Source organism: Streptomyces sp. NPDC048604 (assembly GCF_043199435.1).
GTDB lineage: Bacteria > Actinomycetota > Actinomycetes > Streptomycetales > Streptomycetaceae > Streptomyces.
Genome location: NZ_JBICVX010000026.1, coordinates 32,611 through 58,787, shown reverse-complemented (window position 1 = coordinate 58,787; position 26,177 = coordinate 32,611). Strand labels below are relative to the sequence as shown.

General features: G+C 69.9%; 22 protein-coding genes and 1 pseudogene. 6 read left to right on the top strand and 17 right to left on the bottom strand.

Annotation, left to right across the window (positions count from 1 at the left end; all coding sequences use genetic code 11):
• Positions 1 to 541 precede the first annotated feature (541 nt).
• The gene (locus ACGFMM_RS34565; protein ID WP_393650471.1) at positions 542 to 2,926 is read left to right on the top strand and encodes a Helicase associated domain protein; all 2,385 of its coding nucleotides are present in this window, start codon (positions 542 to 544) and stop codon (positions 2,924 to 2,926) included.
• Between the two features lie 39 nt (positions 2,927 to 2,965).
• On the opposite strand, the gene ACGFMM_RS34560 is transcribed toward ACGFMM_RS34565, so the two are convergent.
• From ACGFMM_RS34560 to ACGFMM_RS34525, 8 genes are all read right to left on the bottom strand, one after another.
• Positions 2,966 to 4,432, bottom strand: coding sequence for a serine/threonine-protein kinase (locus tag ACGFMM_RS34560; protein WP_393650474.1), 1,467 nt, complete (start codon positions 4,430 to 4,432; stop codon positions 2,966 to 2,968).
• A gap of 118 nt (positions 4,433 to 4,550) precedes the next feature.
• Positions 4,551 to 5,132, bottom strand: a complete 582-nt coding sequence (locus ACGFMM_RS34555) for a hypothetical protein (RefSeq protein ID WP_393650470.1) — start codon at positions 5,130 to 5,132, stop codon at positions 4,551 to 4,553.
• A 337-nt stretch (positions 5,133 to 5,469) separates the two neighbouring features.
• Positions 5,470 to 6,309, bottom strand: a complete 840-nt coding sequence (locus ACGFMM_RS34550) for a hypothetical protein (RefSeq protein WP_393650469.1) — start codon at positions 6,307 to 6,309, stop codon at positions 5,470 to 5,472.
• Positions 6,310 to 6,404: 95 nt separating this feature from the next.
• On the bottom strand, positions 6,405 to 6,788 hold the full coding sequence (locus ACGFMM_RS34545) for a DUF6233 domain-containing protein (RefSeq protein WP_393650468.1): 384 nt from the start codon (positions 6,786 to 6,788) through the stop codon (positions 6,405 to 6,407).
• A 14-nt stretch (positions 6,789 to 6,802) separates the two neighbouring features.
• Positions 6,803 to 7,165 (bottom strand): hypothetical protein, encoded by a 363-nt coding sequence (locus tag ACGFMM_RS34540; RefSeq protein WP_393650467.1) that lies wholly within the window; start codon positions 7,163 to 7,165, stop codon positions 6,803 to 6,805.
• A 61-nt stretch (positions 7,166 to 7,226) separates the two neighbouring features.
• Entirely contained in the window at positions 7,227 to 7,562 is a 336-nt protein-coding gene (locus tag ACGFMM_RS34535; RefSeq protein ID WP_393650466.1) for a hypothetical protein, read from the bottom strand.
• 97 nt (positions 7,563 to 7,659) lie between these two features.
• Positions 7,660 to 7,911 carry a C40 family peptidase gene (locus tag ACGFMM_RS34530; RefSeq protein ID WP_393650465.1) on the bottom strand — a complete coding sequence of 84 codons (252 nt, stop codon included), beginning with the start codon at positions 7,909 to 7,911 and terminating at the stop codon, positions 7,660 to 7,662.
• The gene (locus ACGFMM_RS34525; RefSeq protein WP_393650464.1) at positions 7,908 to 8,243 is read right to left on the bottom strand and encodes a LysM peptidoglycan-binding domain-containing protein; all 336 of its coding nucleotides are present in this window, start codon (positions 8,241 to 8,243) and stop codon (positions 7,908 to 7,910) included. The genes ACGFMM_RS34530 and ACGFMM_RS34525 overlap by 4 nt, the downstream gene beginning before the upstream one ends.
• 787 nt (positions 8,244 to 9,030) lie before the next feature.
• On the opposite strand from ACGFMM_RS34525, the gene ACGFMM_RS34520 reads away from it, so the two are divergent.
• Positions 9,031 to 9,600 carry a hypothetical protein gene (locus ACGFMM_RS34520; protein ID WP_393650463.1) on the top strand — a complete coding sequence of 190 codons (570 nt, stop codon included), beginning with the start codon at positions 9,031 to 9,033 and terminating at the stop codon, positions 9,598 to 9,600.
• Positions 9,601 to 9,855: 255 nt separating this feature from the next.
• Here the strand turns inward: ACGFMM_RS34520 and ACGFMM_RS34515 are convergent, their stop codons facing one another.
• Complete coding sequence (locus ACGFMM_RS34515; RefSeq protein WP_393650473.1) at positions 9,856 to 10,281, bottom strand: lamin tail domain-containing protein; 426 nt, start codon at positions 10,279 to 10,281, stop codon at positions 9,856 to 9,858.
• 668 nt (positions 10,282 to 10,949) lie between these two features.
• Between ACGFMM_RS34515 and ACGFMM_RS34510 the strand changes: the two genes are divergently transcribed.
• Complete coding sequence (locus ACGFMM_RS34510) at positions 10,950 to 12,479, top strand: phospholipase A2 (RefSeq protein ID WP_393650462.1); 1,530 nt, start codon at positions 10,950 to 10,952, stop codon at positions 12,477 to 12,479.
• A gap of 280 nt (positions 12,480 to 12,759) precedes the next feature.
• Here the strand turns inward: ACGFMM_RS34510 and ACGFMM_RS34505 are convergent, their stop codons facing one another.
• Positions 12,760 to 14,955, bottom strand: a complete 2,196-nt coding sequence (locus ACGFMM_RS34505) for a hypothetical protein (RefSeq protein ID WP_393650461.1) — start codon at positions 14,953 to 14,955, stop codon at positions 12,760 to 12,762.
• A 248-nt stretch (positions 14,956 to 15,203) separates the two neighbouring features.
• Here ACGFMM_RS34505 and ACGFMM_RS34500 point away from each other — a divergent pair, with 248 nt between their 5' ends.
• Complete coding sequence (locus ACGFMM_RS34500; RefSeq protein WP_393650460.1) at positions 15,204 to 16,754, top strand: hypothetical protein; 1,551 nt, start codon at positions 15,204 to 15,206, stop codon at positions 16,752 to 16,754.
• Positions 16,755 to 16,940: 186 nt separating this feature from the next.
• On the opposite strand, the gene ACGFMM_RS34495 is transcribed toward ACGFMM_RS34500, so the two are convergent.
• The 3 genes from ACGFMM_RS34495 to ACGFMM_RS34485 all read right to left on the bottom strand — a co-directional run bounded on the left by ACGFMM_RS34495 (position 16,941) and on the right by ACGFMM_RS34485 (position 20,808).
• A complete protein-coding gene (locus tag ACGFMM_RS34495; protein ID WP_393650459.1) occupies positions 16,941 to 17,258 on the bottom strand; it encodes a hypothetical protein in 318 nt (105 codons plus the stop codon).
• Between the two features lie 336 nt (positions 17,259 to 17,594).
• Positions 17,595 to 18,818, bottom strand: coding sequence for a helix-turn-helix domain-containing protein (locus ACGFMM_RS34490; RefSeq protein ID WP_393650458.1), 1,224 nt, complete (start codon positions 18,816 to 18,818; stop codon positions 17,595 to 17,597).
• Between the two features lie 193 nt (positions 18,819 to 19,011).
• The gene (locus tag ACGFMM_RS34485) at positions 19,012 to 20,808 is read right to left on the bottom strand and encodes a hypothetical protein (RefSeq protein ID WP_393650457.1); all 1,797 of its coding nucleotides are present in this window, start codon (positions 20,806 to 20,808) and stop codon (positions 19,012 to 19,014) included.
• A 545-nt stretch (positions 20,809 to 21,353) separates the two neighbouring features.
• On the opposite strand from ACGFMM_RS34485, the gene ACGFMM_RS34480 reads away from it, so the two are divergent.
• On the top strand, positions 21,354 to 22,490 hold the full coding sequence (locus tag ACGFMM_RS34480; protein ID WP_393650456.1) for a helix-turn-helix domain-containing protein: 1,137 nt from the start codon (positions 21,354 to 21,356) through the stop codon (positions 22,488 to 22,490).
• 913 nt (positions 22,491 to 23,403) lie between these two features.
• Here the strand turns inward: ACGFMM_RS34480 and ACGFMM_RS34475 are convergent.
• The 3 genes and pseudogenes from ACGFMM_RS34475 to ACGFMM_RS34465 form a co-directional block, all read right to left on the bottom strand.
• On the bottom strand, positions 23,404 to 23,931 hold the full coding sequence (locus ACGFMM_RS34475) for a hypothetical protein (protein WP_393650455.1): 528 nt from the start codon (positions 23,929 to 23,931) through the stop codon (positions 23,404 to 23,406).
• A gap of 42 nt (positions 23,932 to 23,973) precedes the next feature.
• Positions 23,974 to 24,057, bottom strand: a pseudogene (locus ACGFMM_RS34470) (peptidoglycan-binding protein); the annotation flags it as partial.
• A gap of 117 nt (positions 24,058 to 24,174) precedes the next feature.
• Positions 24,175 to 25,023 carry a hypothetical protein gene (locus ACGFMM_RS34465; protein ID WP_393650454.1) on the bottom strand — a complete coding sequence of 283 codons (849 nt, stop codon included), beginning with the start codon at positions 25,021 to 25,023 and terminating at the stop codon, positions 24,175 to 24,177.
• Positions 25,024 to 25,234: 211 nt separating this feature from the next.
• On the opposite strand from ACGFMM_RS34465, the gene ACGFMM_RS34460 reads away from it, so the two are divergent.
• Positions 25,235 to 25,456, top strand: coding sequence for a hypothetical protein (locus ACGFMM_RS34460; protein WP_393650453.1), 222 nt, complete (start codon positions 25,235 to 25,237; stop codon positions 25,454 to 25,456).
• Positions 25,457 to 25,481: 25 nt separating this feature from the next.
• On the opposite strand, the gene ACGFMM_RS34455 is transcribed toward ACGFMM_RS34460, so the two are convergent.
• Positions 25,482 to 25,772: a hypothetical protein gene (locus ACGFMM_RS34455; protein WP_393650452.1), complete on the bottom strand. Its 291-nt coding sequence runs from the start codon at positions 25,770 to 25,772 to the stop codon at positions 25,482 to 25,484.
• Positions 25,773 to 26,177 lie beyond the last annotated feature (405 nt).

The window sequence follows — 26,177 nt, the reverse complement described above, 5'->3', positions numbered from 1 at the left end:
ATTCGCTTCGCGAATTCTGTAACCCGCTTCGCGGGTTTCTTGATTGCCTCCTTCGGAGGCAATCCCCGGATTTCCGCTGCGCTCCAATCCGGGAGTGAATCAACTCCCGCTTCGCGGGAGTTGGGGGCGTTCGCTGCGCTCTCGCCTACCCGGCTCCGCCGGAGCGGCTAGGGGATGCGGGGTGTCTGGGCTGGTGGGAGGTTTGAATTAATGCGGCCGAAGGTAGGGCCGGCCTGTGCCGAAACGAGAGTGACGGGCCGTCGCCTGACGGGGTGTCGGCCTCGCCGTGCCGATGGCTCCGCCATGCTCCCACTCGGCTTCGAAACCTGCCGCTCACGTTCGCTGATGCCCCGTCACCCTAGCGAACGGCCGCGCGTCGGAGCTAGGTTCACCAAGTATCAGTCTCCGGGGCGAGCCTGTAGCGAGAGTGATGCATCACTGTGTCTGCCTGTGTAGAGTCTGGGATCAGACGCCACCACTCCTGGCCTCTCGATCACCTCATTTCTGATTGCTGGCATTCCACGAAAGGGAGAAAGCGGGAATGGCCGTGAAACTGCGTGAACACCAGATTGAGGCCGTGGACGCCATTGTTCGTGGTCTCGATGTTCCGCCAGGCGGTATTCCATTCGATGGCCTGCGGGGGCAGGTGCACGCCGCGTGCGGAACGGGAAAGACCATCATTGCGGCGGCGGCCGCGAAGCGGATTGTTCCGAGGGGCCGCGTTCTCGTTCTGGTGCCGACGCTGGATCTCCTGGCGCAGACGGTGAAGGCGTGGCATGACGCGGGGCACAGGGGGCCGGCGGTTGCGGTGTGCTCGCTCCAGGACGATCCGGAGCTGTGGAGCGTGCGGGTCCGTGCCACGACGAACCCGGTGCAGCTGGCTTTGTGGCATGGTGCGGGGCCGGTGACCATCTTCGCCACCTACGCGTCTCTGCCCGTCCTGGCGGAGGCGTTCGCCGGCGCCTACGGGCAGCAGCTGGCCCCGGTGGACCTGGCGGTGGTCGATGAGGCGCACCGGACGTCCGGGTCGATGGGTAAGGCGTGGGCGGGCATCCACGACCAGAGCGTTGTCCCGGCGTTCCGGCGGCTGTATCTGACGGCGACGCCGCGGATCTGGCAGGAGCGGCCGGCGCACTGGGAGGTCGCGGAGGGGGTGCGTGACGCGCTGCCGCGTGAGATGGCGGCTTCGATGGATGACGAGGCGGTGTTCGGGCCCGTTCTGTACAAGCTCTCGCTCGCGTCGGCGGTGTCGCGCGGGTTGCTTGCGCGGTACCAGATCATCGTCCTGGAGCTGAAGGATCCGGTGGTCACGCCGGAGCGGCTGAGGGGCGAGGACCGGCACTCCGAGGAGGTCCGCGGGGAGCGCCTCGGGGCGCTCCAGGCCGCGCTCCTGCACACGATGGCGCAGCACGACCTGTCGACGTGCATCACCTTCCACCACCGGACGATGGAGGCACAGGCGTACGCGGAGGGGCTTCAGCGGGTCGCGGCGAAGCTGCACGCCGACCGGCCCGAGGCATACCCCGAGCGCGTCTGGGCGGACTGGCTGTGCGGCGAGCACGTCCCGGAGCGCCGGCGGGAGGTCCTGGGCGGCTTCGGTACGACGGCACGGCGGGCAGTGCTTTCGAATTGTCGTATTTTGGGGGAAGGTGTCGATATTCGGGCGGTGGACAGTGTTGCCCTTTTGGACCCCAAGGGTGCGCCGCATGACATCGTCCAGGCCATCGGACGGGCTCTCCGTCAAAAGCCGGGAGAGGGAAAACTTGCCTCATTGATCGTGCCGGTGTTCCTTCAGCCCGGGGAACAACCGGAGGACATGTTCACCTCGGGGTCGTACCGGCCCTTGGTGAAGGTATTGGAGGGTCTGCGGGCTCACGATGAAGAGGCCGTGGAATTGCTGGCGGTCCCGCAGGAGCCTCAGAAGGGCGTCGCGCAGCCGTCCGAGTACATCGGCCCTCCGCCCGAGGAAGGCGAGGACGAGCACCGTCTGCTGCTTCGTTTCGCCGCCCCCCGGGACCCGGTGATGGTCGCGGACTGGGTGTCCTTCAACGTGATCGACACCGAGCGGCAGGACTGGGCGCGCGGCTGGGCGAAGCTGAAGGCGTTCACGGAGCGTGAGGGGCACGCGCGGGTGCCGTACGAGCACAAGGAGGGTGCGTTCCCGCTCGGGAGCTGGGTCGCCGAGCAGCGACGGGCGTTCGGGGCGGGGCAGATGACCGGTGCGCGCGCGGGCCGGCTGGAGAAGCTGGGCATGGTCTGGAGCGTGGCGGACGAGCGGTTCCAGGAGAACCTGGCCGCGGCCCGGGTGTACTACGAGGAACACTGGACGCTGTGCGCCCCGCGGACGGCCTCCGCGCTGGACAAGCCGATCGGGCAGTGGCTCGCGAACCTGCGCCGCCCCGGCGCCCTGGACGGCAAGCCGGAATGGGAGGCGGCGCTGCGGGAGATCGACGACGACTGGAACCCGTCATGGCCGGCCCAGTGGCAGCGGCACTACGCCGTGGTCCGGGAAATGCTCGCGGAAGAGACGATCCTCGCGTACGTCGAACCCGGCGTCACCGTGCACGGCATGGACATCGGCAAGTGGCTCACCCGGCAACGCAAGCCCGAGGTCTGGGCGGCGCTGGCGGAGGGTCAGCGTGGGCGTCTGGAGGCCATCGGCGTCCTCCCCCACGCCCCGGAGCCCGGGGCGCCCGCGGAGCCGTCCACAGCCCCTTCGAGCGCCTTCAAGCGAGGCATTACGGCCCTGGCGCAGTACAAGGCCCGCACGGGCACACTGACCGTCCCCAGGACCCACGTCGAACGGCTCGACGACGGCACCGAGGTCAAACTCGGCGTGTTCCTGAGCAACAGCAAGACCCGGCGGGCCAAGCTCAGCCCCGACAAGCTCGCCACCTTGGCTGGCCTCGGACTCGACTGGGCCTGACCTCGAGAACGACGGAGCCCGCCCCGAGCAGGCGGGAGCTCATGCCTTCCTCCAGGATCCTTGAGGGTCTCGCTCAGGCATGTTGCTGGGGAGTCCCAGCTTCCCGCTGGCTGCCATGGCCAGCCAGTTCGCCCATCGGTCGATGAACTCGTCCAGTTCACCAATCGCAAGGGGCGTGAAGGGCCAGGCCGCCTGGTGCGTGAGCGGGCGAGGGCCGAGCGCGTCGCGGGCTTCATAGTGGGGGTTGAGAGCGAACGGGTCCATCGCTGACATCACTGAGCTCTGCGGCTTAAAGAAAGCGGTCTCGAACCACTGGTACTGCTCGGTCGTCTTGGCGTCGGCGTACCAAAGGGAGTGGCTACGCCCCTCGTAGCCGATCGAGTTCGGCGGGATCTTGAGTCGGATGACCGCGTGAGCGATCACGTCGAACGGTTGCGTCCTCCCGGTGTTCCAGACGCTGGGGTCGGTCTCCTTGACGCCGGTGAAGGTGAGCTGGGCGTTGGCCAGCCGGACGGTCCAGCCTCCCTGGTTGCCCATGCGTACCTGGGCTGTGGAGACGATGTTCGTGATCGTCGTCAGGAGCTGTTCCGAGATGAGGCTGAGCGATGTGCGGGCGGCTTCCAGGAGGTCCCGGCGCCGCTCGGCTTCGGTGGCTTCCGCTGACGCCTGGCGGTCGGCTTCGGCGCGGCGTGCGGCTTCGGCCCGGTTCGCCTCGGCCAATGCGGCCAGCCCACCCGACAAGGACGCGGTAGGGATGCGGCTCAGTCGCTCCAGCACGTTGCCAGCCGCGGGGCGGCCTTGAGGAGCACGGTAGAGGCATTCGGTGATCAGCGCGGCCAGGAGAGCCGGTGCGGTGGTCAGCGGTGGTGGGGTTCCGTGCAGGTGCTGGTCCCGGTAGTCGTGCTCATACGGTCCGGTGAAGGGCGTGGTGGCCTCCAAGAGTTCGTAGGCGAGGACACCCAGGGCGTAAATGTCGCTCGCACTTGTGGCCCGATCGTTCTTCCAGCGCTCCGGTGCCATGTAGGCAAGGGTGCCGGCGAACTTGTAGGTCTGCTGGGCGGTGGCTGCTTCGGCGTAGCGGGCGATGCCGAAGTCGGCCAGGCACCAGCGGCCGTCAAGGAGCAGGACGTTCTCCGGCTTGAGGTCACGGTGCACGACCTGGCCGTCGAGGTCGGTCAGGCTCTCGGCGATGTCCGTCAGGACGCGTACGGCCTCGGCCAGGGGGAGGGTTCCGTGCTGCTGCAGGTGTGCCCGTAGGGACTTCTCCGCGCGTGGCATGACGAGTACCCAGTGGTCCTCGTGCTCGCCGTTGTCGAGGATCGGAACCACGTTGCGCACGCCGTCGAGTTTGGTGAACAGCAGCTCCCGTTCGGCACCGGGCCGCTTCGGAATGAGCTTCACGGCGGCGGGCGAGCCGTCGGCGTCCCGCGCCGCGTAGACGGCACCGAAGCCACCCTCACCGATGGGCTCGCCGACGATCCACTCACGGCCCGATTCCAGTCGCATCAGCACGCACCTCGCCATCTTCAACCGCTATGTCTGGATCATCATGCCGGAGCACTCCGGCACCCAATCCGAGTTCACTCCGTCCTGGAAGCGCCGTCCTGCTCCCAGAGACCGGTGATCAGGCAGCAGCATTCACAGCGGCGTTCTGCTGGTCCGCCTCGGCAGCGATCTCCCCGACGATCGCCTCCAACTGCTGACTCGCTCGAGCCATGCGCAGGGGGTTGCTCTGCCAGCCTCGCGAGCCGAAGACCTCCCATACGGGCGTGGTGAGTTCCGTCAGGCGCTGCGCCTTCCTGTCGTCCGACCGCTCGGAAATCATGACCGCACGGGCGTGGGACACGTACAGGGCGATGAGTCCGCGCAGGTGCTCCGTGGGCCAGGTCGGCGCGTAGGTCTCCAGGTTGTCGACCATCCACGCCGTCCCTTCGTCGAGCTGATTCACCCATCGGGCTCGCTCAGCCGTGATCCGCTCGCGCATCACAGCAGTGCACGCCGGGTCGCTGGCGGCCGGCTCCGCGAACGCCTGCAATCGGGCTGCGGCCGAGACGATCCTGAGCATCGTCGCCAGGAACTTGTCCCGGGCCTGGTGGGCGTCCATGATCCGGCGCTTCCTCGCTTCCAGCCGGGGCATCACCAGCCACCCCGTTCCCACCGTGGTGACCAACGCCGTGGCCAGCGCGATCAGGATCGTCTCCAGCACCCCAGGTCCCGTAGGCACTGATCCTCCGCTCTTCCCGCGCCCCATCAGCGCACCGTGCAGCATGGCAGGGTGCGGGCACCGAGGCGCTACGTATTGCTGGCCCCCGGTTCGGTCGACCGGCCGGCGTCGTCGACCGGTACCGGGACGCCCTGGTCGAGGTGATCGAAGCTAAGTCCGAACACCGCGTCCTGATGCCCGCCGCCGAGGCTCCCAAGGCGGGCGGCCGTGTCGTCGACCCCATGGCGGCGCTGGAACAGTCCGTACAGGCCGCACGCGAGCGCCGCGGCGAGACGGCCGGCGACGCGACACTCCCGGAACGCGATCTGCTGCTCTCGTTCTACTTCAAGGCCATCCAGGCAATGACCGCTGTGAGGGTCGTGGCGATGGTGCCTCCGGCGGTCCAGAGCACGGAAGTTCGGTGCCAGAAGGGCTGCGGCGTCACAGGCTGCGCAGGCGGGACGGGATCATTGATGTTCGCGCTCGCCGTTCCGCCGTTGTCCGCGAGTGCTTTGGGTGCGTTGATGTTCACGGTGGCGTTGTCGCCTGCAGTGATATTGAAAGCTCTCTCGGCAGCATCGCCGATCTGGGAGGGGTTGGGGTCCTGCTGGCCAGGGGGCATAGCGGCTCTCACTTCCGCGACGAATTGGGTGAGTCGTGTTCTGACGTGGTCGAGGACGCCTTCGATGCTGGCAACGGCCACGTTCCAGTGCAGCGCCTTGATCTGCGTACCAGAGTTGCCAGCCTTGAGCTGCTCCGCAGTCATCAGCAAGGCGTACTCGGCTGACCCGGGCGGCGCGAGGTGCACGCGCTTGTCCGAGTGGGCGACGAGGGCCTCCAGTTCCTTGACGCCGTACGTGATCGGGGCACTCTCACCGATCCCACGGTCCCGGGCGTGCTGGGGGAGCATGATGTGGCTGATCCGCTGGACGTCGTTCCTCAAGAGGCCGCCGCCCATGTGGTGGTCGAGGATCACTTCGAGGGCGGCAGGGACCTTTCGGTAGTCCGGCACGTCAGTGTCCGCGTACCCCACTAGTTCTTTAAGGGCCCAGGTCCGCAGCTCCTCGTGGTGAGCGTAGCCGCCGAGCATGAGGCAGCGCCGGAGTGCCGACGCGAGCGAGGCGTTGTCGTCCAGGACTGCGCCTTCGAGCTGCTCCAGCCCGCGAACATCAGGAGTCACGGCGCATAGTGTGCCGGTCGGGAGAGGCGCTCCGTCACCCATTTCACGTGGCAGGCGGCCAAGCACCGCCGCCCAAAGACGCCCAGGCGGTCGGCCTAGGCCGGCTCGTACGGGTCCGCAGCCGCCCGCGTGCCCGGGAGCGGCTTGTCGATGCCGAGGCTCCCCCACGGCCGGCAGACGTCGCACATCTCCAGGTCGGGGCTGTCCTGGAACGCGGCGGCGACGCCCTCGCGGTCCAGGAGGCTGTAGCCGGCGCGGTAGACCTCGCACGCCCCGCGGTGCAGGACCGGGTGCCCCTCCACCGCGCGGGCCGGCTGGATCGTGAAGGACGTCTCCGTGCGGGCCACCTCCCGGCGCCGCTTCTCCTCGGCTTCCTGAGCCTCCAGGTCGCGGATCGTCCGGTCGGCGAGGGCGAGCTGGTAGGCGAGCCACTCGCGCAGCACGCGGTGCCTGGCCAGACGCTCGGATGTCGACAGCACGACAACCGCCCCCGCTACGCGGCCTCGCCGGCCGCGCGTACGGCGTCGGGATGCTGCTTCAGTGCCATCCGGGCCGCCACGAGCGCCTCGCCCTGCCGGGTGCTCCAGAACGGGTGCGTGGACACCTCGATCGACAGCTCCCGCACCAGCGCCCACAGCCGCTGTTCCTGCGCGGCCTGCTCCTCGGTGTAGCCGGTGCTGTCCTCGCGCCCGCCGGTGACGATGCCGGTGTGCGGGTGCTCCTCGCCGGGCCACCCGGGCAGCGGCTCCACCGACCACGGCAGCGTCCGGCACAACGCCGAGTGCTCCGCCCTGGCGATGTGCAGACGGAGCTGCGCGTCGATCAGGTCAGCGGGGAAAGAGGGTGTCTCGCTCACGAACAGAATCATACTTCTGTTCGAATACGGCAGGGAGGGAGGCGCGCCACGCCGCGCCGTCTCAGTCGTCGTGGCAGGCGACGTCCTCGGGGATGCAGGTGCGGACGTCCTCGGCCTCGGTGTGCACCAGGTCGTCCCGGACCCAGCCCGTCTTGCCCTTCGCTCGGCCGCTGGTCACGGTGAGCTTGGTCCAGCCGCGGGCCCAGTCCTTCTCCGCGCACCAGGCGCCGCGGTAGGCGACGCCGAGCGCCGCGGAATCGGCGGCCGGTCCGGACCGGATCGTGGCGGAGGAAACTGTGACGTAGCAGCCTCCGGCGGCCTGCGCCGGGCCGACGAAGACGCCCGACCCGATATCCAGAAGGACGCCGACGACGGCGAGCGAAAGCAATCTGCGCATGAACCGCCCAACCCCGTCGCCCATCCACAGACACGGCCCCCTACCGGCAGATCCCCCGGACGAGCACGCTGAGGCCGCGGGGGCGGCGAGACCGGCCCTATGCGGTGATGTGGCGGTAGCCAACCACGTCGGAGGGAGCGGCGAGCGGTGCGACGGTGATGGTGAGGCCGGTACGCGGGGCGTGGATGACCTTGCCGTCGCCGATGTAGAGCTGGACGTGGCCACCGCCGCGGGTGATCACCAGATCGCCGGGAGCCAGGTCGCCGCGCGTGGTGGCCGTACCCGCCTCGATCTGGCCCCAGGTGGTGCGCGGCAGCAGCACCCCGGCCTTCTGCCACGCGCGCGTCACCAGGCCCGAGCAGTCGAACCCGCGCGGCCCGTGCCGCCCCGGACGTAGGGCTTGCCCAGCTGCGCCCGGGCGAAAGCGACCGCCGCCGCGCCGCCCTTCGCCGGCCGCTTCGTGCCCGACGTGCCGGGCTTCTTGGGCGCGGGCCGGTCCAAGGCAGCGGCCCGGGCGTCGCGGGCTGTGCTTGGCGCTGACGGCACGCGCAGCGTGTCGCCGGCGTAGATGAGGGTCGAGGCGCCCAGGCGGTTCAGCCTCTGGAGGGTTTCGATGGTCGTGCCGTGACGTCCCGCCAGGGCGTAGAGGGTGTCGCCCGGCCGCAGAGGAACCGTCTTCACTCCGGTCGGCCTAGCCGTGTCCCGGCCGGGTCGGGGCGCGGACGGCGTCACCGGTTTCTTCACCGGCTGCCCCGGGGGCGCGGGCCGGACCTGAGACGGCTGGGGGCTCGCGGGACGCCGGGGCACGAGCCGCGCCGGCGACGCAGCGGAAGGCGGGGGCTCGTCCGCTCCCTTCACAGTCAGGCCGGCGCCGAGAAGGACGAACAGCGCGAACAGCACCGTCAGGAACGGAAGAGCCCACCACACCCCCTCACCGCCCGGCCGAAAGGTCCGGGCCCGCGGGCGCCTGTGGGAGACCGAAGCTCCCGACCACCCCGGCACACGGGCCTTCCGGCCGGACCTCGCCAGCGCGTGCTGTGCCATCACAACCTCCTTCGCCGGCCGCGTAGTTCACGGCTCGAGAAGGAAGCTCATCCGGCATGAAGGTGTCTGGCCAGGCCTGCAGAAGTCCGGGACAGTCCGGGGCCGTCCGCCGCTGAAACGCCCCTCGGCGACGGCAGTCGACAATGCGCTGACACCGCCACTGACCAGCACAGACAGCCCCGGACTGTCCCGTCCGCCGCAAAGCGTTGCCCAGTCCCCCACGGCCGGGCGACGCTTCATCCGCCGCCCCGCACCGACCGACGGCGCCCCCGTCGAAGGCGCCGCCACTCGCTGCCGGGCCGGCCCCGCCGCCCGGTGGTGTCGACGACCGCGGGCAAGCGCGCCGAACACCGGACCCCTCGCTCATCCGGTCCGGTTCACAAGGCGCTCCCCGTACATTCCCTCAACAAGCAGGAGCATCGGCATGCACCTCACACGAGCCCGAGCGTCCCGGCCCCTGGTGGTCGCCGCAGCCCTCGCGACCACGCTCGGCGTGGCCACGGGAGTGAGCGTGTTCAACGGCGCGGACAGCGGTCCGGGCCGGAGCACCGCCGTGGCGAACGCCGCCAGCGAGTCCCGCCTCGACACGACGGCACAGAACAAGAGCAGCGAGTCCCGCCCCAGCACGACGGCGCGGAAGAAGAGCGCGGCCACCACCAAGTACGACTGCCCCTTCACGGTGGAACGGCCCTTCGTGCAGAACGGACGCCTCTACGCGCGCACCACCGTCACCTGCAAGAAGCGGCACACCATCGTCCTGACCGTCACACTGCGCCGGCCCACGTGGCTCGGCGGCAGCACCTACATCGCCGACGGCAAGGTGCAGCTGAACAACTGGAAGGGCACCAAGTCCCTCACCACCTCCATCTCCTGCAACGAGGTCAGTCCCCGGACCACCTACACGGCCGGGGCGAGGCTGCTCGACGTGCGCTTCCTCGGGTACCCCATCGAGGTCGACGACAAGAAGAGCCCCGGCGGCTCCAAGGGCTGCTGACCCACGCCACACCCAAGGCGACGTGACGCAGACGGCGGCCAAGGAGCAGCGGTTGCAAGAACCGCGCAGCGCGACCGCCACAGCCGCCGTCTCAGTGGTTCACCTCCGGGCCCTGACCCGCATTCCCTGAGCTGCCGCACCCGGCCCGTCGGCGGACGCCGCCGACGGGCCGGGTGCGCGGGTCACGCGGATCTCAGGAGGTGGCGGCCCGGCCTGCTGTCCGCCGAGGAGTTGATGGCAGGGCCGGCGTTGCGGTCAGTGGTGGTCGCGGTGGTGGCGGTGGCGGTTGCCCCAGGACTCGGTGTCGACGACCCGGCCGCGGTCGTCGCGCAGAGTGGCCTTGTCGCGGTCGTTGTCCCAGACGTAGTTACGCCGGTCCTGGAACAGGTCGTGGCGGGTGTCGCGGCCCTCGCCGGTGTGGATCCGGACGGTGGCACGGCCGGCGAGCCGGTAGTCGTCGAAGCGGTAGCGGTGGCCGTCGTCGTCGCGCAGGGTCCAGCCCCGCAGGTTGACCGCGTGGCGGGAGTTGTTGGTGATCTCGACCCACTCGGCGTTCAGCGACCGGTTCGAACGGGTGTCACGCCCGGGGCTGTCCGCCTGGACGCGGCTGATCTCCACCCGCGGGTGCCGGTGGCGGTCGCCGTCGTGGGCAGAGGCCGGCAGAGCGACGATCGAGACCATGGCGCCGGCCGCGAGGACGGTGGCGGCGAGACGGCGGGCGGTCGAAGAAGCAGACAAGTGATGTCTCCTCAAGAGCAGTGCCCCACCAGCCGGTTCCGGCTGGTGAGAGCGGTGCGGGTCCCGGTCCGGTGCGGGCCGAGGACCCAAACTCTGCAGCCTCGCCCGGCCGCGTCGACACGCCCGCCGAGCCGCGTTACCAGGTGCGGACATTTCCGTAACTGTCGGGTTCATAAGGCACGCATATGCGACAGGCGTGGCCCTGACATCCACTGACAGCTACACCCACCCGTTCAATGATCAACAGCAAGCCCTTACGAGCTCCGGCGCACCACCCGGGGCGCCGCCCGGCGCACTCCGCCAATCGCCTGACCAGGCCACGTAACAGCCGTTCTGCACGTTTCTTCGCACGACCAACTCGATGCCGCACACAGAGACGATGAAACCCATCCAGGAAGGGCCGGCAGCGCGCCGCCTCAAGACACGTGCCTGCTCATTCCTCCTTCGTGTCCGCGGACAAGTGGGCTTGTCCACTCGGTGGCCTGCTGTTTCTGGCTGCCGGACGCCGGACATCTCCGGTTCTGGCAAGTGTGTTCTCCAGTCGGTTCGTCTCGATTGGAGGCACGGAGATGAAGTTGAGGTGGAGGCGCCGTCGTAGCGGTGCGCGTCGTGTGACGGCCCACGTGGTGGGGCTGTCACTCGTCGCTGCGGCTGCTGTCGGCGGCCTGGCGTGGGCGGGGTCCGGGGGAAAGAAGGCGGAGAACCCGCTCAACGTCTCCAAGACCGACACGGTGGCGGCGGCCAGTGCGACAGGCTCGGCCGGCAAGACCGGGCAGCTGGTCGTGACAGGGTCGTCGGCGTACGCACTGTCCGAGGATCGCTCTGCGGTGTACGAGTGGACCCGGGGCGGCTGGCTGAAGATCGGCGGGCCGACGACCGTCCTCTACTCCGGCATCGACTGCTACTCGAGCCTGGGTCAGAACCCGGAAGCGGACCGCAGCCAGATCTTCAAGGACGGCGAGCAGGACAAGGCCGACTCGTCCACCGACAACTGCAACCTGGCGGCCCGGATCGTAAACCGGGACACCGTCATGGCCGTCTCCGCGGCGGACGGCCAGCTCTACCGCTACGAGGGCACGGTCAACCGCGCCGCTCCGGGCAACTGGTCGCCCATGGGCGACCCGGGGGCACAGGTCGTCACGAGCAGGGGCAACGTCTACCGGCTGTCGGCCGACCGCTCCACCGTGAGCGTCTGGACGGGCCGGGGCACGGACTGGACGCCGATCGGCGGGCCCTGGCAGACCCTGTACGCCGGAGGCGCGGGACTGTTCGCGACCTCGCAGAGCGACGGCAGCATCCACCAGTACGACCAGCAGACCGGCCAGTGGAAGCGCGTCGGCGATCCGGGCGCCGAGTTCGCCGTGGGGACGCAGGAGCTGTACGGGCTGGCCCCGGACCGCTCCGCGGTCTGGGCGCTGACCGTCAAGCTGCCCGCCGGCGCCCAGACATGGCCGAAGGCCAAGGTCGGTGAATGGCGGCCTGTCGGCGGTCCCGCTCAGCGCATCCTCGCCGGCCGGGCGGGGCTGTTCCGGATCGACCCCGGCACGGGAGACATCTCCAGGCACAGCGGTCTGTCCTGGACGGTCGTGGGCGGGCCGGGCGCCGACTTCGCGGTCGGGCGACGCCTGTTCGGCGTGTCGCCGGACCGGTCCGCGGTTCACCGCTACATCAGCGACGACAACGCGTGGCGGAACACCGGCGCCGGGTTCATGACGGTGCCGGAGAAGCTGAAGCGGGTGGAGGAGCTCCTGCAGGGAGGCCTGGGAGAGTTCAACCGGGCCCGCGAGGCCGTCCTGGAGAAGGGCGAGCCCGACATCTACGGGTTCAACTGGGGCGCCAACGGCTGCAACGCCATCAAGGACCGCCTGAAGTACGCGGGTATCGACTTCCGGCCCGCGTGCGTCCGTCACGACTTCGGCTACCGCAACTACCGCGAGATCCTCAACGAGGACGGCTTCCGAGGCGGTGTTCCGGGCCTGTTCGACGGCTCCCCCAAGAGCGCGGTCGACAAGCGCTTCCGCGAGGACCTGAACGGCCTGTGCGCGCCCGACACGCCGCAGGGCGTCGCACCGAAGGTGGATCGGCCGGGCTGCTTCGCGGCCGCGCACCTCGTGTACAAGGCGGTCGACTGGTGGGGCTGACGTAGAAGGGGGCCCAGAGACTTCAGGGCGTAGTCCTCGCGGCTCGTTCAGACCGGTGATCATGGTGCGGCGGATCCGAGGATCCGCCGCATCGTCGTGCCCGAGACGGTGCCACGGTCCGAGACGGTCGATGGCTGGACCGCGGAAGGCTGGGGGCTGACGGCCAGGGCGTGCGTCGTGGGCTCAGTGGGATGGCAAAGGTGTCCGTGACCGCATCAGCCTTCGGGCCGTGCTGCGGTCACGGCATGGGTTTGATTGCCGGCGTCACTGCCTGCCTCGATCAGTTCGTGTCGATGTCGCCGGCCGTTCTGCCGAGCGCGGTCCACCTGGTCCCGCCGGTCCACCGTTCGACGGCGCCGGTCTTCTTGGCGATCCGGTAGACCGAGCGGTCGTCGACTTCGTGGGCGGTGCCGGCTTCGCCGACGGGAGTCCAGGAGTGGGGTGTTCCGGTGTACTTCAGGAGTTGTCCGTTGTCCGGGTCGGTGGCGAACAGGCCTGCACCGCCTGCGTAGACGTGTCCGGCGGGGCCGCTGATCTTGTGCCATCCCGATCCGCCTGCGTCGGCCATCCAGATCTGGCTGCGGTCGGGGGCGAGGCCGGCGATGTAGTCGGGGCCGATGGCGAACTCCGATCCGGGACCTCCCGCGACGGTCCAGCCTAGGCCGGGGCCGGCGTAGCGGTAGAGGTCGTTGTTCTTGTCCGGGAAGGTGGCGAACAGGCCGGCTCCGCCCGCGTACAGCTCGTTCGCCGGGCCGCCGATGTTGTCCCAGCGGGCGCCGTCGCCGGTCCAGTGCATCACGGCGTCCTTGCCCGGCTTCAGCGCGTAGAGGTTGCTGCCGTTGACGAGGAACTGGGCTCCCGGGGAGCCGATCCATCTCCAGGCACCGGCCTGGTTGCGGGCGTAGATGTCGCCGCTGTGGGGGTTGGTGGCGAACACGCCCGCGGGTCCGGCGTACACCTTGCCCGCGATGCCTCCGACGACCGTCCACCCCTCCCCCGCGCTCCAGCGCATGACCTTCTGCCGGTCGGGGGTCACCGCGTAGACCGTGCCGACCTGCCGGCGGGAGGTCGAGGCGGTACTTCGGCTGCCCGACGGGGCGGGTGAGATGCGCGGCGTCGGGGGTGCGGAGGTGTCGGCGGTGCTGTCGGCGGGTGGGCTGGACGTTTTGGTGCCGGGCAGATCGGGTCCACGCTCTGGGCGGGGGGACGCCGAGGGGAGCTTGAGCGACTGGTCGGGTCCGCTGTCGTCGCTGACCTGGGCGACGCCGATCACGATTCCGCCGATCAGGGAGGCAGCCACGAGGAGCATGACCGCGGGAGCGGCGAACCGCACGCGCAAGGAACGCTCCTGAGCCCCGGCCCCAGCCCCAGCCTCGGTCTCGGTCTCGGTCTCGGCGTCGGCGTCGGTCTCGGCGTCGGTCCGGAGGTCCGCCTCCTGCGTGTCGCCGCTGTCGGGGAGATCAGCGGGCGAGGGGTCGCCGTCGCCTGCACCGGCCATGTCCGCGGCGGGTGCGGTGGGCGTCGGGTCGGGCTCGGCGCTGTCCGCGGTGATGAAGTGGCCTGCCGCAGCACCCGGTGGAGTCTCCGGCAGGCCGTCGACCGGGGCGCCTTCGGGGTCTGCCTGCGGGGCAGCCGTTTCACCGCGGGGTTGGCGGTCCGCGGGTGCGCCAAGGGGCGCGGGCGGAGGCGAGGAAGGGTCCGTGCCCTGGTGCTCAGTGACGACGTCGGTTTCCTCGTCGTCGCCGGGCCCCATTGCCGGTGAGGAAGGTGAGCCGGCGGCGGCAAGGGGGCTGGTGTCCACGCTGTCGTCCTGCCACTGCGCGAGGGCGTCCTGATGGCGGGTCACGCTGTCGTGGAGTCGGACCAGATCGACGACCAGATGCTCGCCGGTCCCGGACCCGTCGTCTGCGTTGCTGCCGACCCGGGCGGCGGCCCGGGCGTCCTCGTAAGCCCTGCGGGCGGCCTGTTCGATCTGCTGTGCCTCGGACACCCGGCGTCGCAGCTCATCCAGCTGCCGGACGGAGACCGGGTCCGCCGTCTCCTCGCCGGACGCCGACACGGACGTCAGCGCCGCACGCTCCAGCGTGTCGATCTTGGCGAGGAGCAGCGTGACCAGGCGACCCATCTGGTCAACGTCCTTCTCGGCCTGGCGCAGCGCCTCATCCAGACCAGGGGCGGGCCGTCCCTCTGCCTCGGCCGTCAGCGCCTCCTCGTGCAGGCGGCGTGCCCTGGCCAGCATCGCCTCGCGGCCGCGGGCGTCCCGTACCCGGTCCTTGACGACGGCGTTGAGGCGTCCGAGCGGGACGATCCGTGCGCCGGAGCGGTACTCGCCCCACAGCGTCTTGCCTCCCTCGTAGCGGTCGGCCATCTCCCTGACGCCCATGCCGTCGGTCAGCTCCCTCAGGAACTGCGCAAGCGCGTTGGCCGCGTCCGTCGCTCCCTTCGGAGCCCCTTGCGGACGTCCCCCTCCGGCCACGCCCGACCCCCTTCGCGGTTGTCCGCGGACAACCCCCGTTGTCCGTCGTCTGATCGCTGTGTGAGCTGCGCCTTCCTTGTCCGGCCCTCTCGGTCAACTCCCGCCGGGAGCAGCTTGGGCGAACAAACGGCGCCAGACCCCGGCCCGGCCAGTGCGCCGGTGCCTGGCGCCACAGAACACGCCTTGATCTCTCCAGTCCACCGACGGGGGTTCCGTTGTCTCAAATTCGTACGCTCGCTGCCCTGGGAGTGGCCCTGACGCTCGGCGGCGTCGTGGCCGCCGGCGTCACCGCTCCACAGTCCGGGGCCGAGGCCGACAGGCCCGACACCGTCACACCCGCCGCCGCGCAGAACCTCTCGACCGGGACGCTCGGCGGCCATGCCCGGCCCGGCGGCCCGGTCACCCGCGAGCAGATCATCAAGCGCGCCCAGGCCTGGGTGGACCAGGGAGTCCCCTACAGCCAGAGCAGCTGGTGGCCCGACAAGGCGACGGGCGGGCCGTATCGGCAGGACTGCTCCGGTTTCGTCTCCATGGCCTGGCAGCTGCCGGCCAGCGACACCACCCACACCCTGCCGAACCGCGCACGCCGGATCGCCGTCAAAGAACTCGAGCCCGGCGACATCCTCAACTCACCCGCCCACGTGATCCTGTTCGGAGCCTGGACCGACAAGACCAAGGGCACGTTCACGTACTACCAGGAGAGCCGGACCGGCCGCCCCGCCAACAAGGCCACCGGCAGCATCCGTGCGGCCACGCTGTCCGGCCACCCCACCTCCACATACACGGCCCTTCGGTACAAGAACGTCACCGACACCGCACCCCCAGCCGCGAAGGCGCCCAAGCCGGCGAACATGCCCAAACCGGCGAAGGCGCCCAAGACGCCGCAGGCGCGGCCGGCACCCGCCAAGAAGGCACCGCCGGCACCGGCGCGGGGTCCCCTCACCACCACGCCCACGCCGAAGCCGCGGCCGGCGCCGGCCCGCACCACGCAGGGCAAGGCGCTGCGGCTGTCGACCATCGTCGCCGCCCACAACCGGCTCTACGCCCGCTCCGCCGACGGACACGGCGTCTACCAGTGGACCGGCCGCGGCACCACCTGGCGCAAGGTCGGCGGGCCGGCACGACACCTGTACGGCGGCGGCGCCGGCCTCTTCGCGACGAACCCCCACACCGGCAACATCCACCGCTACCACCCCACGCGCCGCACCTGGACCCAGATCGGCGGCCCGGGCAAGACGTTCGTCATGGACGCCCAGCGCCTGTACGGCCTGAGCCCCGACGGCTCCGGCATCCACCGATGGACCGGCACGCCCGGACGCTGGACCAAGATCTGGGACCACACCCGCACCCTCCACGGCGGCCCCGCAGGCCTGTTCGCCACCAACCCGAACAACGGCAACCTCTACCGCTACCACCCCACCAGCAACAGCTGGTCCCTCACCGGCGGCCCCGGCAAGACCTTCGCCACCGACACCAAGCACCTGTACGGCATCAGCCCCGACGGCAAGGGCGTCTACCAGTGGACCGGACACGGCACCCACTGGGTCAAGGTCGGCGGCCCGGCAGGCACCCTGTACGGCGGCGGCGCCGGCCTGTTCGCCACCAACCCCCACACCGGCAACATCTACACCTACAACCCCACCGCCCGCACCTGGTCCCTGACGGGCGGCCCCGGCAAGACCTTCACCGTCGACGCCAAACACCTCTACGGCCTCAGCCCCGACGGCCGCGCCGTCTACCAGTGGACCGGCCACGACACCCACTGGACCAACATCGGCACACCCACCGTCCGGCGGTAACCGCGGCGCGAGCCGGCCCCGCCGAGCCGGGGAGATGACGGCGGGGCCGGGGGTGAGCCGTGACGGAGGACGTCGACACCCTCGGGCCGACCGGTCACCCGCCGACCGCGACCGCGGCCGGAGTAATCGGCGACGCCGCGTTCAGCGCCCGCGGCGGCAATAGCGTGACGGTCAACATCCGCCGGTCTACAGGAGGGGCGAGGGCGAGGGGCCCACGTCATAGGGGTCTGCCCCCGCCCAAGCCGACGACTTCGGGGCCGTGTTCGGGGTAATCGGCGCGCCTGGACGCAGCGCCTCAGGCTTGGCGGTGGTCCACTCGACGCCCGAGCCGTCCGTGGGCCGCACGTGCGCGGTACGGGAGATCTCCCGGCCTGACTGCCGGTCGCGGACGAGGACGACGGCCGCAAGGATGCCCATACGCCCGTCGGGGTCGACCACCAGGCGGCCTTCGAGCCGGTGCTCGACGAACTCGTACTTCGTGCCGGGCAGCGGCGCGGTCGTCATCGGCCCGCCTCCGGCACGCCGTAGAGGCCGGCGCAGGTCGCACAGGCGTGTAACCGGGCGGCTCCCCGGAGCATCGGCACCGGATGGTCGGGGGACGCCCACGCGGAGCACCAGCAGCACGACCGGCCGTCGCGCTGCGCGGGCGTGAGCCGGTGCTCGTGATCACGGAAGCGTCCACCAGGCATCCGCCGCCGGGCGGGGTGGGCGGTGTGCTGCGCGTCATCGAGCAGCCCCTTACGTCGTCGGTCATCGGTCGATTCACCGACGGTAGAGACGACGGAAGGAGGCAGCGGGTACAACCGCTGCCCCCTCCCGGACGGGTACGACCTGTACCTCTCAGGCGGCAACGCCGAGTTGGCGGGCCAAGCCGCGGGCGTCGTCTCGGATGACCGCCCCGCCGCTCTCCGCGAGCTCCAGGGCGGTCGACCGCGCGAAGATGTTGTACCTCGCGGTCTCAGGCGAGGTCTCGTACGCGCGCTGGAGCAGGTGGACCACGGCGACGTTCTCGCCCTGGAGGATGTAGGCGCGGGCCGTCTCGATGATGTGGAAACTGCGCCGCGTGGACGACGGCATCGGCCCGAGGTCGACGCTCGCCGCGACGTCCACGGCCGCGCTAGCGCGGATCAGGTCGGCGTTCATGGTGATGGCGTAGGCGTCCACCATGCCCCGTCCGAAGATCAGCCACGGGTGGCTGTAGCCGTCGCCGAGACGCCGCGCTTCCTCGTCCGCGCGGTCCCAATGCCGCTCCGCGTTCCCGCGCTGCCCCACCTTCGCGTACGACAGCGCCGCCGCCAGGTGCAACAGCCCGATGCGGGCGATGTCCTCCGGGCCGCGCTCGGCGTCCAGCAGCTCGGCCGCGCGCATCGCCAGATCCACCCGGGCCTCGTGCCGCTCGCCAGCGTCGCGAAAGACATGGTTCATGTACCAGGCGGCCCCCGCGATGGCGCGCGGGCTGTCCGCGTCCTGCGCAGCCGTCATGGACCGGTCGCCGGTCAGCATCACCAGCTCCTGCGCGGGCTGGAACGACAAGTACAGCTGGGCCAGGTGGTACGCCTGCGCCAACAGCCCCAGCGCGCAGCGCCGGTCGGCCCCCTCGAGGACACGGGACGCGTACCGCAGATCGTCGAGCAGCGCCGGCAGCACGTCGGCGACGCGGCTGCGGTGGTCGCCGGAGCCGTGCCAGAGCTGCCAGGCGAGGCGTACCCGGGCCGCGAGCGCGTCCGCTGTCGGCGGTTCCTCGTCGCGTCCGGCGAGCCGGTAGTCGGTCAGTGCCTCCTTCACCCGCAGGAGCGAGGGGTGCGCGGCCTTCGTGTACGTCGCGGCCGACAGCCGCTCGTCCCCGGTGAGGTCGGCGAGGTCGTCGACGCCGAGCGCGTCGGCGAGGCGGAGCAGCAGGGGAAGGCGGGGCATGTGGAGCCGGTCGGTCTCGATCGCCTTGACCCACTCCGTCGACCGGCCGACCAGGCCGGCAAGGACAGGTCGGGACTGGCCCTTTCGCTCGCGAGCTTGGCGAACTCTCTGCCCGAACGTTCCGGTGCCGTTGTCAGCGTCGTGGTCCATGATGGTCTCCGTTCTGACGTCGCAATCAGGACGGTACCCGCGCCAGTTGGGCCCGGGACCCGAATCGGCCCGCCCGCCCCAGCCGGGGCTGGCGGGCCGTCGTCGTATGCGAAGGCTTGGACGGCGATGGTCCCGGCAGTGGCGTTGCGGTGAGGTGGCGGTAGCCGACGCGGCGAGCGGCTGCCTCGAGAGTTCAGACTGCGCGGTTCTCGTGCTTGCTCTTCGCGGGGCCTGCCTTGGCGTCCTTGTGCGCTCCGCGGTCGCTCCGGTCACCGCGGCCGCGCGTGGTGACCGCGTTCTTGCCGTCTGACGTCTTGCCGGAGTGCTGCGCCCGGTGGTCGTCGCGGTCCCGCTTGCTCTTGCCGGCGTGGTCCTTCGCCTGCTCGGCCCTCAGCTTGCGGGTGCGCTCGGTCACGCACGTGTCGTAGCCGCCGCACTCGACCCGCGCCCGCCGGTAGGCCGGATCGGCGTTGGACTCGCGGGCCTTGCGGGTGGACTCGGCGATCGCCTTGCGGTTCTCCTCACGCAGCTTGCGGGTGCGTTCGGTGACACACGTGTCGTAGCCGCCGCACTCGACCCGCGCCTGCCGGTACGCCGGGTCCGCGTTGGACTTGCGGGCCTTGCGGGTGGACTCGGCGACGTCCTTGCGGTTCTTCTCGCGGAGCTTGCGGGTGCGTTCGGTGACACAGGTGTCGTAGCCGCCGCACTCGACCCGCGCCTGCCGGTACGCCGGGTCCGCGTTGGAGCGGTCCGCCTTCTTCTTCACCGTGTCGAGGGTCTTCTCGACCTCGACCAGCTTGGGAGCGTTGGCGTGGAGCTCTCCTTCGGTGAACTCCTTGCCGGTGACGGGCCAGGCCATCTGCTCGAACGGGTTCATCCGGTGGTACTCGGTGTGCTCGTCGATCAGACGCTTGCGCAGCGCGGGATCACCGAGGGCCTTGTCGAGCAGTTCGCGGTTCTTGCGTTCGGAGTAGTCGGCGATGGCCAGGCCGACCACGTCGCCCACGGCCTCGGCGGCGACGCCGCGGGCATTGGCCCTGCCCGGCGTGTTCACCAGCCTGGGCAGCTTCACGCCGGTGGCTGCACGTGTCTTCGGCAGGGTCTTCGTGGCGGTGGTGGCCGGCGGGTTCCCCGTGGCGGTCGGCGGGTTCTTCGTCGTGTTGCTGATCAGGGGCGTCGTCGGGGGCGTTGCGTGGGTGCTTCCCGGTCCTTGCGACGGGTTCTTCGGGCCGGGCTTCACCGGCCGCGTCCCGCCCGTGTCGTCCGGACCGTCCGGACCGTCCTCCAGCCGCGCGCGGTGCTCCTCGGCTTCCGTGAGCCGCTTGCGCGCCTCGTCGATGTGCCGCTGCACCCTGTTCTGCTCGCGCTTCCGCCCGGCCCCCGCCTTCTTCTCTTCCAGTTTCGCGATCTTCTCCTCCAGGTTCCGGATCCTGGTGTCGGCCTTCTTGATCTCGGCCTCGGTGTCCCGGGGCTTGATCTTCTTGACCTCGGAGAGATTCGTGGCGGCCTCCTTGTACCAGGCCCGCGCCGATTCGACGTTCTTCTCCGCCTTCATCCGCGCCTTGGGGGTCTTGGCACGGTCGGCCTTCGTCCTCTCTTCGTGGATCTTGTCCGAGGCGGCCGTCACCTCCTTCCTGGCCCCCTTCGGCGTCTTCTTCATACGCATCCTGACCTCGTTGAAGCCTCGGACGGCCTCGGTAGCCGCGCTCCTGACACTGGGGCCTTCCTTGCCCTTCTCCCCGCCCCTCATCAGGTTGACGACGCCTTCGCCAGTGACCTGAACGACGTTCTTCCAGAAGAAGTTCTTGTCGTGAGGGTGGATCGCGTCCTTGCTCAGGGCCTCGTGCATCTTCCAGTTCAGCCAGTCCCAGGGACGCGGCTTGCCGGAAGAGGAACCGCCCGCCACAGGCGGCGGGGCATCGGCCACCGCCACAGCGGAGGGGCCGGCCAGCACGAAGCCCAACGCGGCCACGAAAGCCACGAACGCCACACGCCACGAGCTCGGCCACCGGCGCCGGGCCCGGCACAACCACGGAAGGGCCGCCCGTGGGTGGTTCGTAGGGAACGGAACGCTCATCGGAGATCTCCTCGATCGACTTGAAGGACCCCGCCGGCCGACGGCCGCAGGCAGGCGGCGGCCGCGGCGCTGACACACGACAGGCACGCCGCGTAGGGGGCGGGACGGGAATGAAAGAAGCGTCGCGGGCTCTCCTGCCGCCGGGCAACAGATTCGGCGTCCGGAACGGTCCGGGCATGTCCGGCCTGGTCAGCGGCCATGTCCGGCGGTGCATGACGGCCCGCAGATCGCAGTCCGCTCCCGTCTGCGTCGTTGCGTACCGTCCCTCGGACACTCCGCGAGAAGCGGGCCGAGGCAGCGGCAGAGCGGAACAGTCACCGTGCCGGCGCTGCGCCGAATGAGCCCGCCGGTGCCAAGAGGTGGCGTCCGGTGTGATGTGGAGGCGGTGAATCCGGTGTGCCGGGCGCCCGAAGATCGCGAGACTGAGTCGTTCGCCTCATGAATGAGCAGGAGTGGTCATGGAACCGGCACCTCAGCCGCAGTCGGTCACGACGCAAGCCGAGTTCATCGTCATGCTGCGACGGTTGCGGCGCTGGGCGGGCCTGAGCCTGCGGGACCTGGAACGGCGCGCTGTCGCCGACGGCGGATCACTGCCCCGTGCCACCGTCTCCGGGGTCCTCAACCGCACGGAGTTACCCCGCGAGGAATTCGTCGCCGCCTACGTCCGCGCCTGCGGCGGCGACGCCGACAGCGTCGAGATCTGGCTCGCCGCACGCAGGCGCCTGGCCGTCGCCTGCGAACCCCTGCCCGCCCCACCCACCACCACCGGGCGACCAATCGACCCGGAGAACGCAACCGAGACCTCGGACGACAGCAGTTCGCCGACGTCGCCCGCCGAAGACTCGGCCGACGAGCGTGAGCGTTCCCGCATCCCGAGCCAGGCACAACTTCCCCTCACAGCACGCCCCGCGCGGCGCAGGCGAGTCTTACTGATCGCAGGGGCGGCCACAGCCGCCGCCCTCACGCTCGGCACGCTCGCGCTGTGGGCGAACACCCATGACGACAGCAACAGGCGCTCGCCATCGGCGACCGGGCCCCGGACGACGCCGTCGCCGTCGAAGTCCGCCTCCTCCTCGCCGTCCTCCCAGACTCCCTCTCCCCAGCCCTTGCTCGAGCCGGGCACGTACCGCATGCGCACCGCAGACGGCCGATGCGTAGTAGAACGACGAGAGGAATCGGAGGAAGTCAAAGCCATCGGCCTCTTCCTCACGCCGTGCACCACAAGCCCAAGCGACAGCGTGACCCTGAAAGAAACGGGCAACGGCACCTACCGGATCATCTTTCCTGGCAGACAACACGAAGCGCGGCGATGCCTGGGCGTTCACGGCGCATCCATACAGGACGGAATGGCCGTGGTCATCGGGTACTGCGGCACGCAAGAGCTGACCGAGGCCGAGCAGTTCCGTCTCGAGAAAGTCAACCTCCACGGAGGCGGGTTCCGCCTCAGACCCGACCACCTGCGCTTCCTACCCAAGAACCAAAGGCCAGACCTCTGCCTCGGAGCGCCCGAGGCCGACCACAAGGAGTGGGCGTTCGTCTCGCAGCTGCAATGCTTCTCCGACTCGCCTCGACAGGTCTTCCGCTTCTTCAAGTAACACCGCCGAAGACCTCCACGCCACCGACGAAGTCCCGGAACCCAGCTCTCCCTCGACTCCGGCCGCGAGAACCGGCTGCGCCCGGAGCCCGTGCTGGACCGGATCAACACCCGATGGGGACGAAGGCTCGCCGGGCCCGCCGACGCCTCCCGAAAGGCAGGCCCGACGAACGACTGCGGCGGTCACCACCCAAAGATCCCCTGGCCTGCGCGGACTGGGACCAGGTCCCTACTGAGGGGTGCACATCACCGTCGCCACAAGGGTGGCTTGGGTATCGACGCCGGTGTTCTTGGCTTGGACGACCCAGCCCCTTCCGGTGCTGTCGCGCCTGTTGTCGTGAACGTAGAAGTTGTCTCCGCTGAACTCCCAGCCGCCTCCCGTCGGTACCTCTCCCGTCGGACACATCGCTACACGAAACTGGTAGGTCCCCGGGAGTACGCGCACCGAATCGCTCCTGTACTCGTTGTGGGGGGCCATCTGTGCCGGCTTCTTCACCGCCGGTCCGACAGAGCCCTCCTGGGTAACTGCGAGGGTGGTCCCGCTTGCGGCAAGTGCTGCGGCGGCTACCAGGGTGGGGATGGGAAGGCGTCTCATCTCGACCTCTCACGTCAGGTGGTGTGCTGAACCCCTCCATGCCCCACCGGCCGACGCCGACCTCCCCCTGCCGCACGTTCGGCGCAGGGATGAATCGATCCTCCTCTACGTATGGACTACTCCTGCAGATCCTCCCGGCCCCCACACCGTCCGAGTCTCCGTCGGCGCACGCTGCTGCAGGGACGAGCCCTCCCAGACCGTTCACGGCCTCGAGGATGAGCGAGTCCTCGGGCCGCAGGACACTCGCCGGCAAAGGCAGTGGCCCCGGCGCACAGGCGTCGGGGGCCACGAGACGTTCAGGTCTCCCGGATCGGTGGTGTCAGCCGACGTCGAGGGTGAGGTTCGTCGGCCGGCCGGCCCGGTCGAGGTGGCGGAACAGGTCCTTGATGTGGTCCGGGCGGTCCGGGTGGAGCTTGATGCAACCGGAGGACTTGTCGTCACGCTCATCCTCCCAACGCCGCAGGCTGTCGTCCTCGAAGATGCTGAAGCCCTGTGTGCCGTCGGCCTTCGTCTCGCTGTGGATGAACAGCTCGGTGCGGTTGACCGCCTTCTGGCCGGACACGGGCATGCAGACCTTGTCGGCGAGCTGGATGACGTAGCCCTGCACCGCGGGCTCGTTCCACGGCCTGGCATCGGCACCGCGGTCGGTCATGTGCCCAGCGATCCGATACGGCCCGCCGGGGAGCCACCCCGCGCCGCTGGAGCACTCGTTCCTGTCGAAGTCCTTGCCGGAGCCCGCGCGGTAACTGACGACCTCCTTGCCGTCCCGCAGGAGAGCCAGCTGTGAGTTCTGCGGATCGTTCCAGTTCTTGATGAACTTCAGCATGTACGTGGCGGGACGCGGCACGGTGCGCTTCCCGGACCGGGCGCCGGCGAGGAGGGCGTTCCAGGTCCGGGGGCCGACCCCGTCGGCCTGGAGGCTGTGCCGGGTCTGGAAGGCGCGTACGGCGGCTTCGGTGAGGGGGCCCGAACTCGCCGTCGGCGGTCGGTGTGACCGCGGTCGGTCAGCAGGCGCTGGAGGCGGCGACGGCGTCGCCGCTGCCGGCGCCGGCGGTGTGGCGTGGCCAGGGTCCCTTCCCGCCGACCCGGCTCAGCCGGGCTGCAGCCCGGACGTGTCGTGGAGAATGCCTCGCCTGACGTCCTCGGTTCGAGCGACGAGTTCGCGCCCGCGCCGCTCGATCGCCAGGTACCAGGTGCCGGGGACGAGCTCGGCGAGTGGCTCCGTGCCGCCGTCTTCAGGCATCAAGGGGCGGGCCTGCGGCACCGCGAACCAAAAGGGCGGCGGACAGGCCCAGTCGAGAAGGACGGCGGGTGGAGCTGCGCCGTCCTGCTTCCGCTCAGGGGAGAGATCGGAAGCGTCCACCTGCACGGCATCGATACTGCCGGCGCGCAGGACGGCTGTGCCGATGATCCGGGCCGCTTCGTCGTGCGCCGCTTGAAGGATGTCGCCGGCTTCCGCCCGCGCGTCGGTGCGCACCCGATCGGCTTCCTCATGAACTGCGCGGCGAACGCCCTCGGCCTCGCCGAGAGCCTGCTCCAGCACTCCCTTCGCCGTGTTCCGCAGGCGCTTCCAGGGTGCCTGGGCCTGCCGCTGCAGGAGCTTGACCTCTGCCCACCGCTCACGCCAATGGTCCATGAGCCGACGGCTGGCGCCGTGACCAGCCGGCGCCCCCGTCTTCGGGGCCGCCGGGCTGCTCACGACACGTACGAACTCGAGCAGCGACTCACGGGAAGGCAGGCGTTTGCCGCAGAGCGCCTCGTTCACGCCGGCCTTGGTGAGCTTGGGCCGGACCGAGGCGGCGACGATCTGCGAGTAGGAGGGAGCGCCGAACTGGATGTGCAGCTTGTTCAGGTCGAAAGCGAACGACCGCAGCGCCTCCTCGTACGCAGCCATGGCCTCGGTGTCCCCCGGGTCCACCTCGGCCTCTGCCTGTGTCACGGCCCTCTCCCCTGCCTCATGTCATGGCGTGGCGTTCAACGGTAGAGGAGCCTCTGCCTGAACGGACGCGAATGTCGTCGAACGTTCCCGAACGACTGTGCCCGTTCGACGGCAGCCGCGTTCATACCACTCCCGACCTGCAGCGTCCGGGTGTTTCCGGGGTCATCCAGATCACTGGGAGTCCGGGTGGTGCAGGCAGTCTGCTGAAGGCATGACGAACCTCGAAGCAACCGCCCAAGTCCCCATGAAGCTCAACTCTGCAACCCTCCTGACGCCACGGCAGACGGACGCCGTCGTCTCCTTCTTCGTGCACGACGTCGTCGGCAACATCGTCGCCGTCATCCTCCTGGCCGTGGCCGCCGGCACCTGGCGCCGGTGCGTGAAGCAGTGGAGGAACCGCGCGGCCGACTCGACACCCACACCTCCAGAATGACCACCCCGCCGAGCGGGCCGGCCCCTCAGCCGGCCCGGTCGAGGTGCTTGAACAGGTCCTTGACGTCGGCCGGCGTGAGCTTGATGCACCCCAGGGACTTGTAGTCGCCTGCGTTCTCCCAGCCGTCGCTGTTGTCGCCCGCGGTGTCCCTGCCCTGGCCGCCGGTCCTGGTCATCTTGCTGTGGATGAACAGTTCCGTGTGCTCGACCGCCGTCTGGCCCGGCCTGGGCATGCAGGTCTTGTCGGCGACGTGGATGGCGTAACCCTTGATCACCGAGCCGTTCCAGGTCCGGGAGCCCGCGGTGTTCCGGTCCACGTGGCCGACAAACAGCGGACACTGTACGGGATCGTGCGGCCCTGCCCCGAGGGTGCTGTGGCTGGTGCCCGCCGGCGCCCCCGCTGGAGGAGCCCGATGAGCACGGCCGACGCCGCCCTTTGTGACTGCGTGGGCGGTCAGCCGGCGGTGGCCTGTTGTTCGGCGCGGGCGCGGGTGGTGGCGAGGCGGTGGGAGTCGGTGCCGACGGCCGGCGAGGAGCACGACCAGGCGGCCGACGAGCGTGATCCGTATCTGCCCGCCGGAGGGCGCCCCGTTCCCGGAGGAGACCTGCCGGGACGCCGGAGACCGTCCATGATCCGACATCAGACCGGATGTAGGTTCCGAATTGATCTGTCGTTCGATGCCAAGGTGACCTGGGACTTCGGAGTGCTGTCCAGGCTTCTT

Excerpts from the sequence above, each read along its gene's own strand:
- ACGFMM_RS34565 (WP_393650471.1), top strand. The coding sequence starts at position 542 with ATGGCCGTGAAACTGCGTGAACACCAGATTGAGGCCGTGGACGCCATT.
- ACGFMM_RS34560 (WP_393650474.1), bottom strand. The coding sequence starts at position 4,432 with ATGCGACTGGAATCGGGCCGTGAGTGGATCGTCGGCGAGCCCATCGGT.
- ACGFMM_RS34535 (WP_393650466.1), bottom strand. The coding sequence starts at position 7,562 with ATGCGCAGATTGCTTTCGCTCGCCGTCGTCGGCGTCCTTCTGGATATC.
- ACGFMM_RS34520 (WP_393650463.1), top strand. The coding sequence starts at position 9,031 with ATGCACCTCACACGAGCCCGAGCGTCCCGGCCCCTGGTGGTCGCCGCA.
- ACGFMM_RS34515 (WP_393650473.1), bottom strand. The coding sequence starts at position 10,281 with ATGGTCTCGATCGTCGCTCTGCCGGCCTCTGCCCACGACGGCGACCGC.
- ACGFMM_RS34495 (WP_393650459.1), bottom strand. The coding sequence starts at position 17,258 with ATGACGACCGCGCCGCTGCCCGGCACGAAGTACGAGTTCGTCGAGCAC.
- ACGFMM_RS34490 (WP_393650458.1), bottom strand. The coding sequence starts at position 18,818 with ATGGACCACGACGCTGACAACGGCACCGGAACGTTCGGGCAGAGAGTT.
- ACGFMM_RS34480 (WP_393650456.1), top strand. The coding sequence starts at position 21,354 with ATGGAACCGGCACCTCAGCCGCAGTCGGTCACGACGCAAGCCGAGTTC.
- ACGFMM_RS34460 (WP_393650453.1), top strand. The coding sequence starts at position 25,235 with ATGACGAACCTCGAAGCAACCGCCCAAGTCCCCATGAAGCTCAACTCT.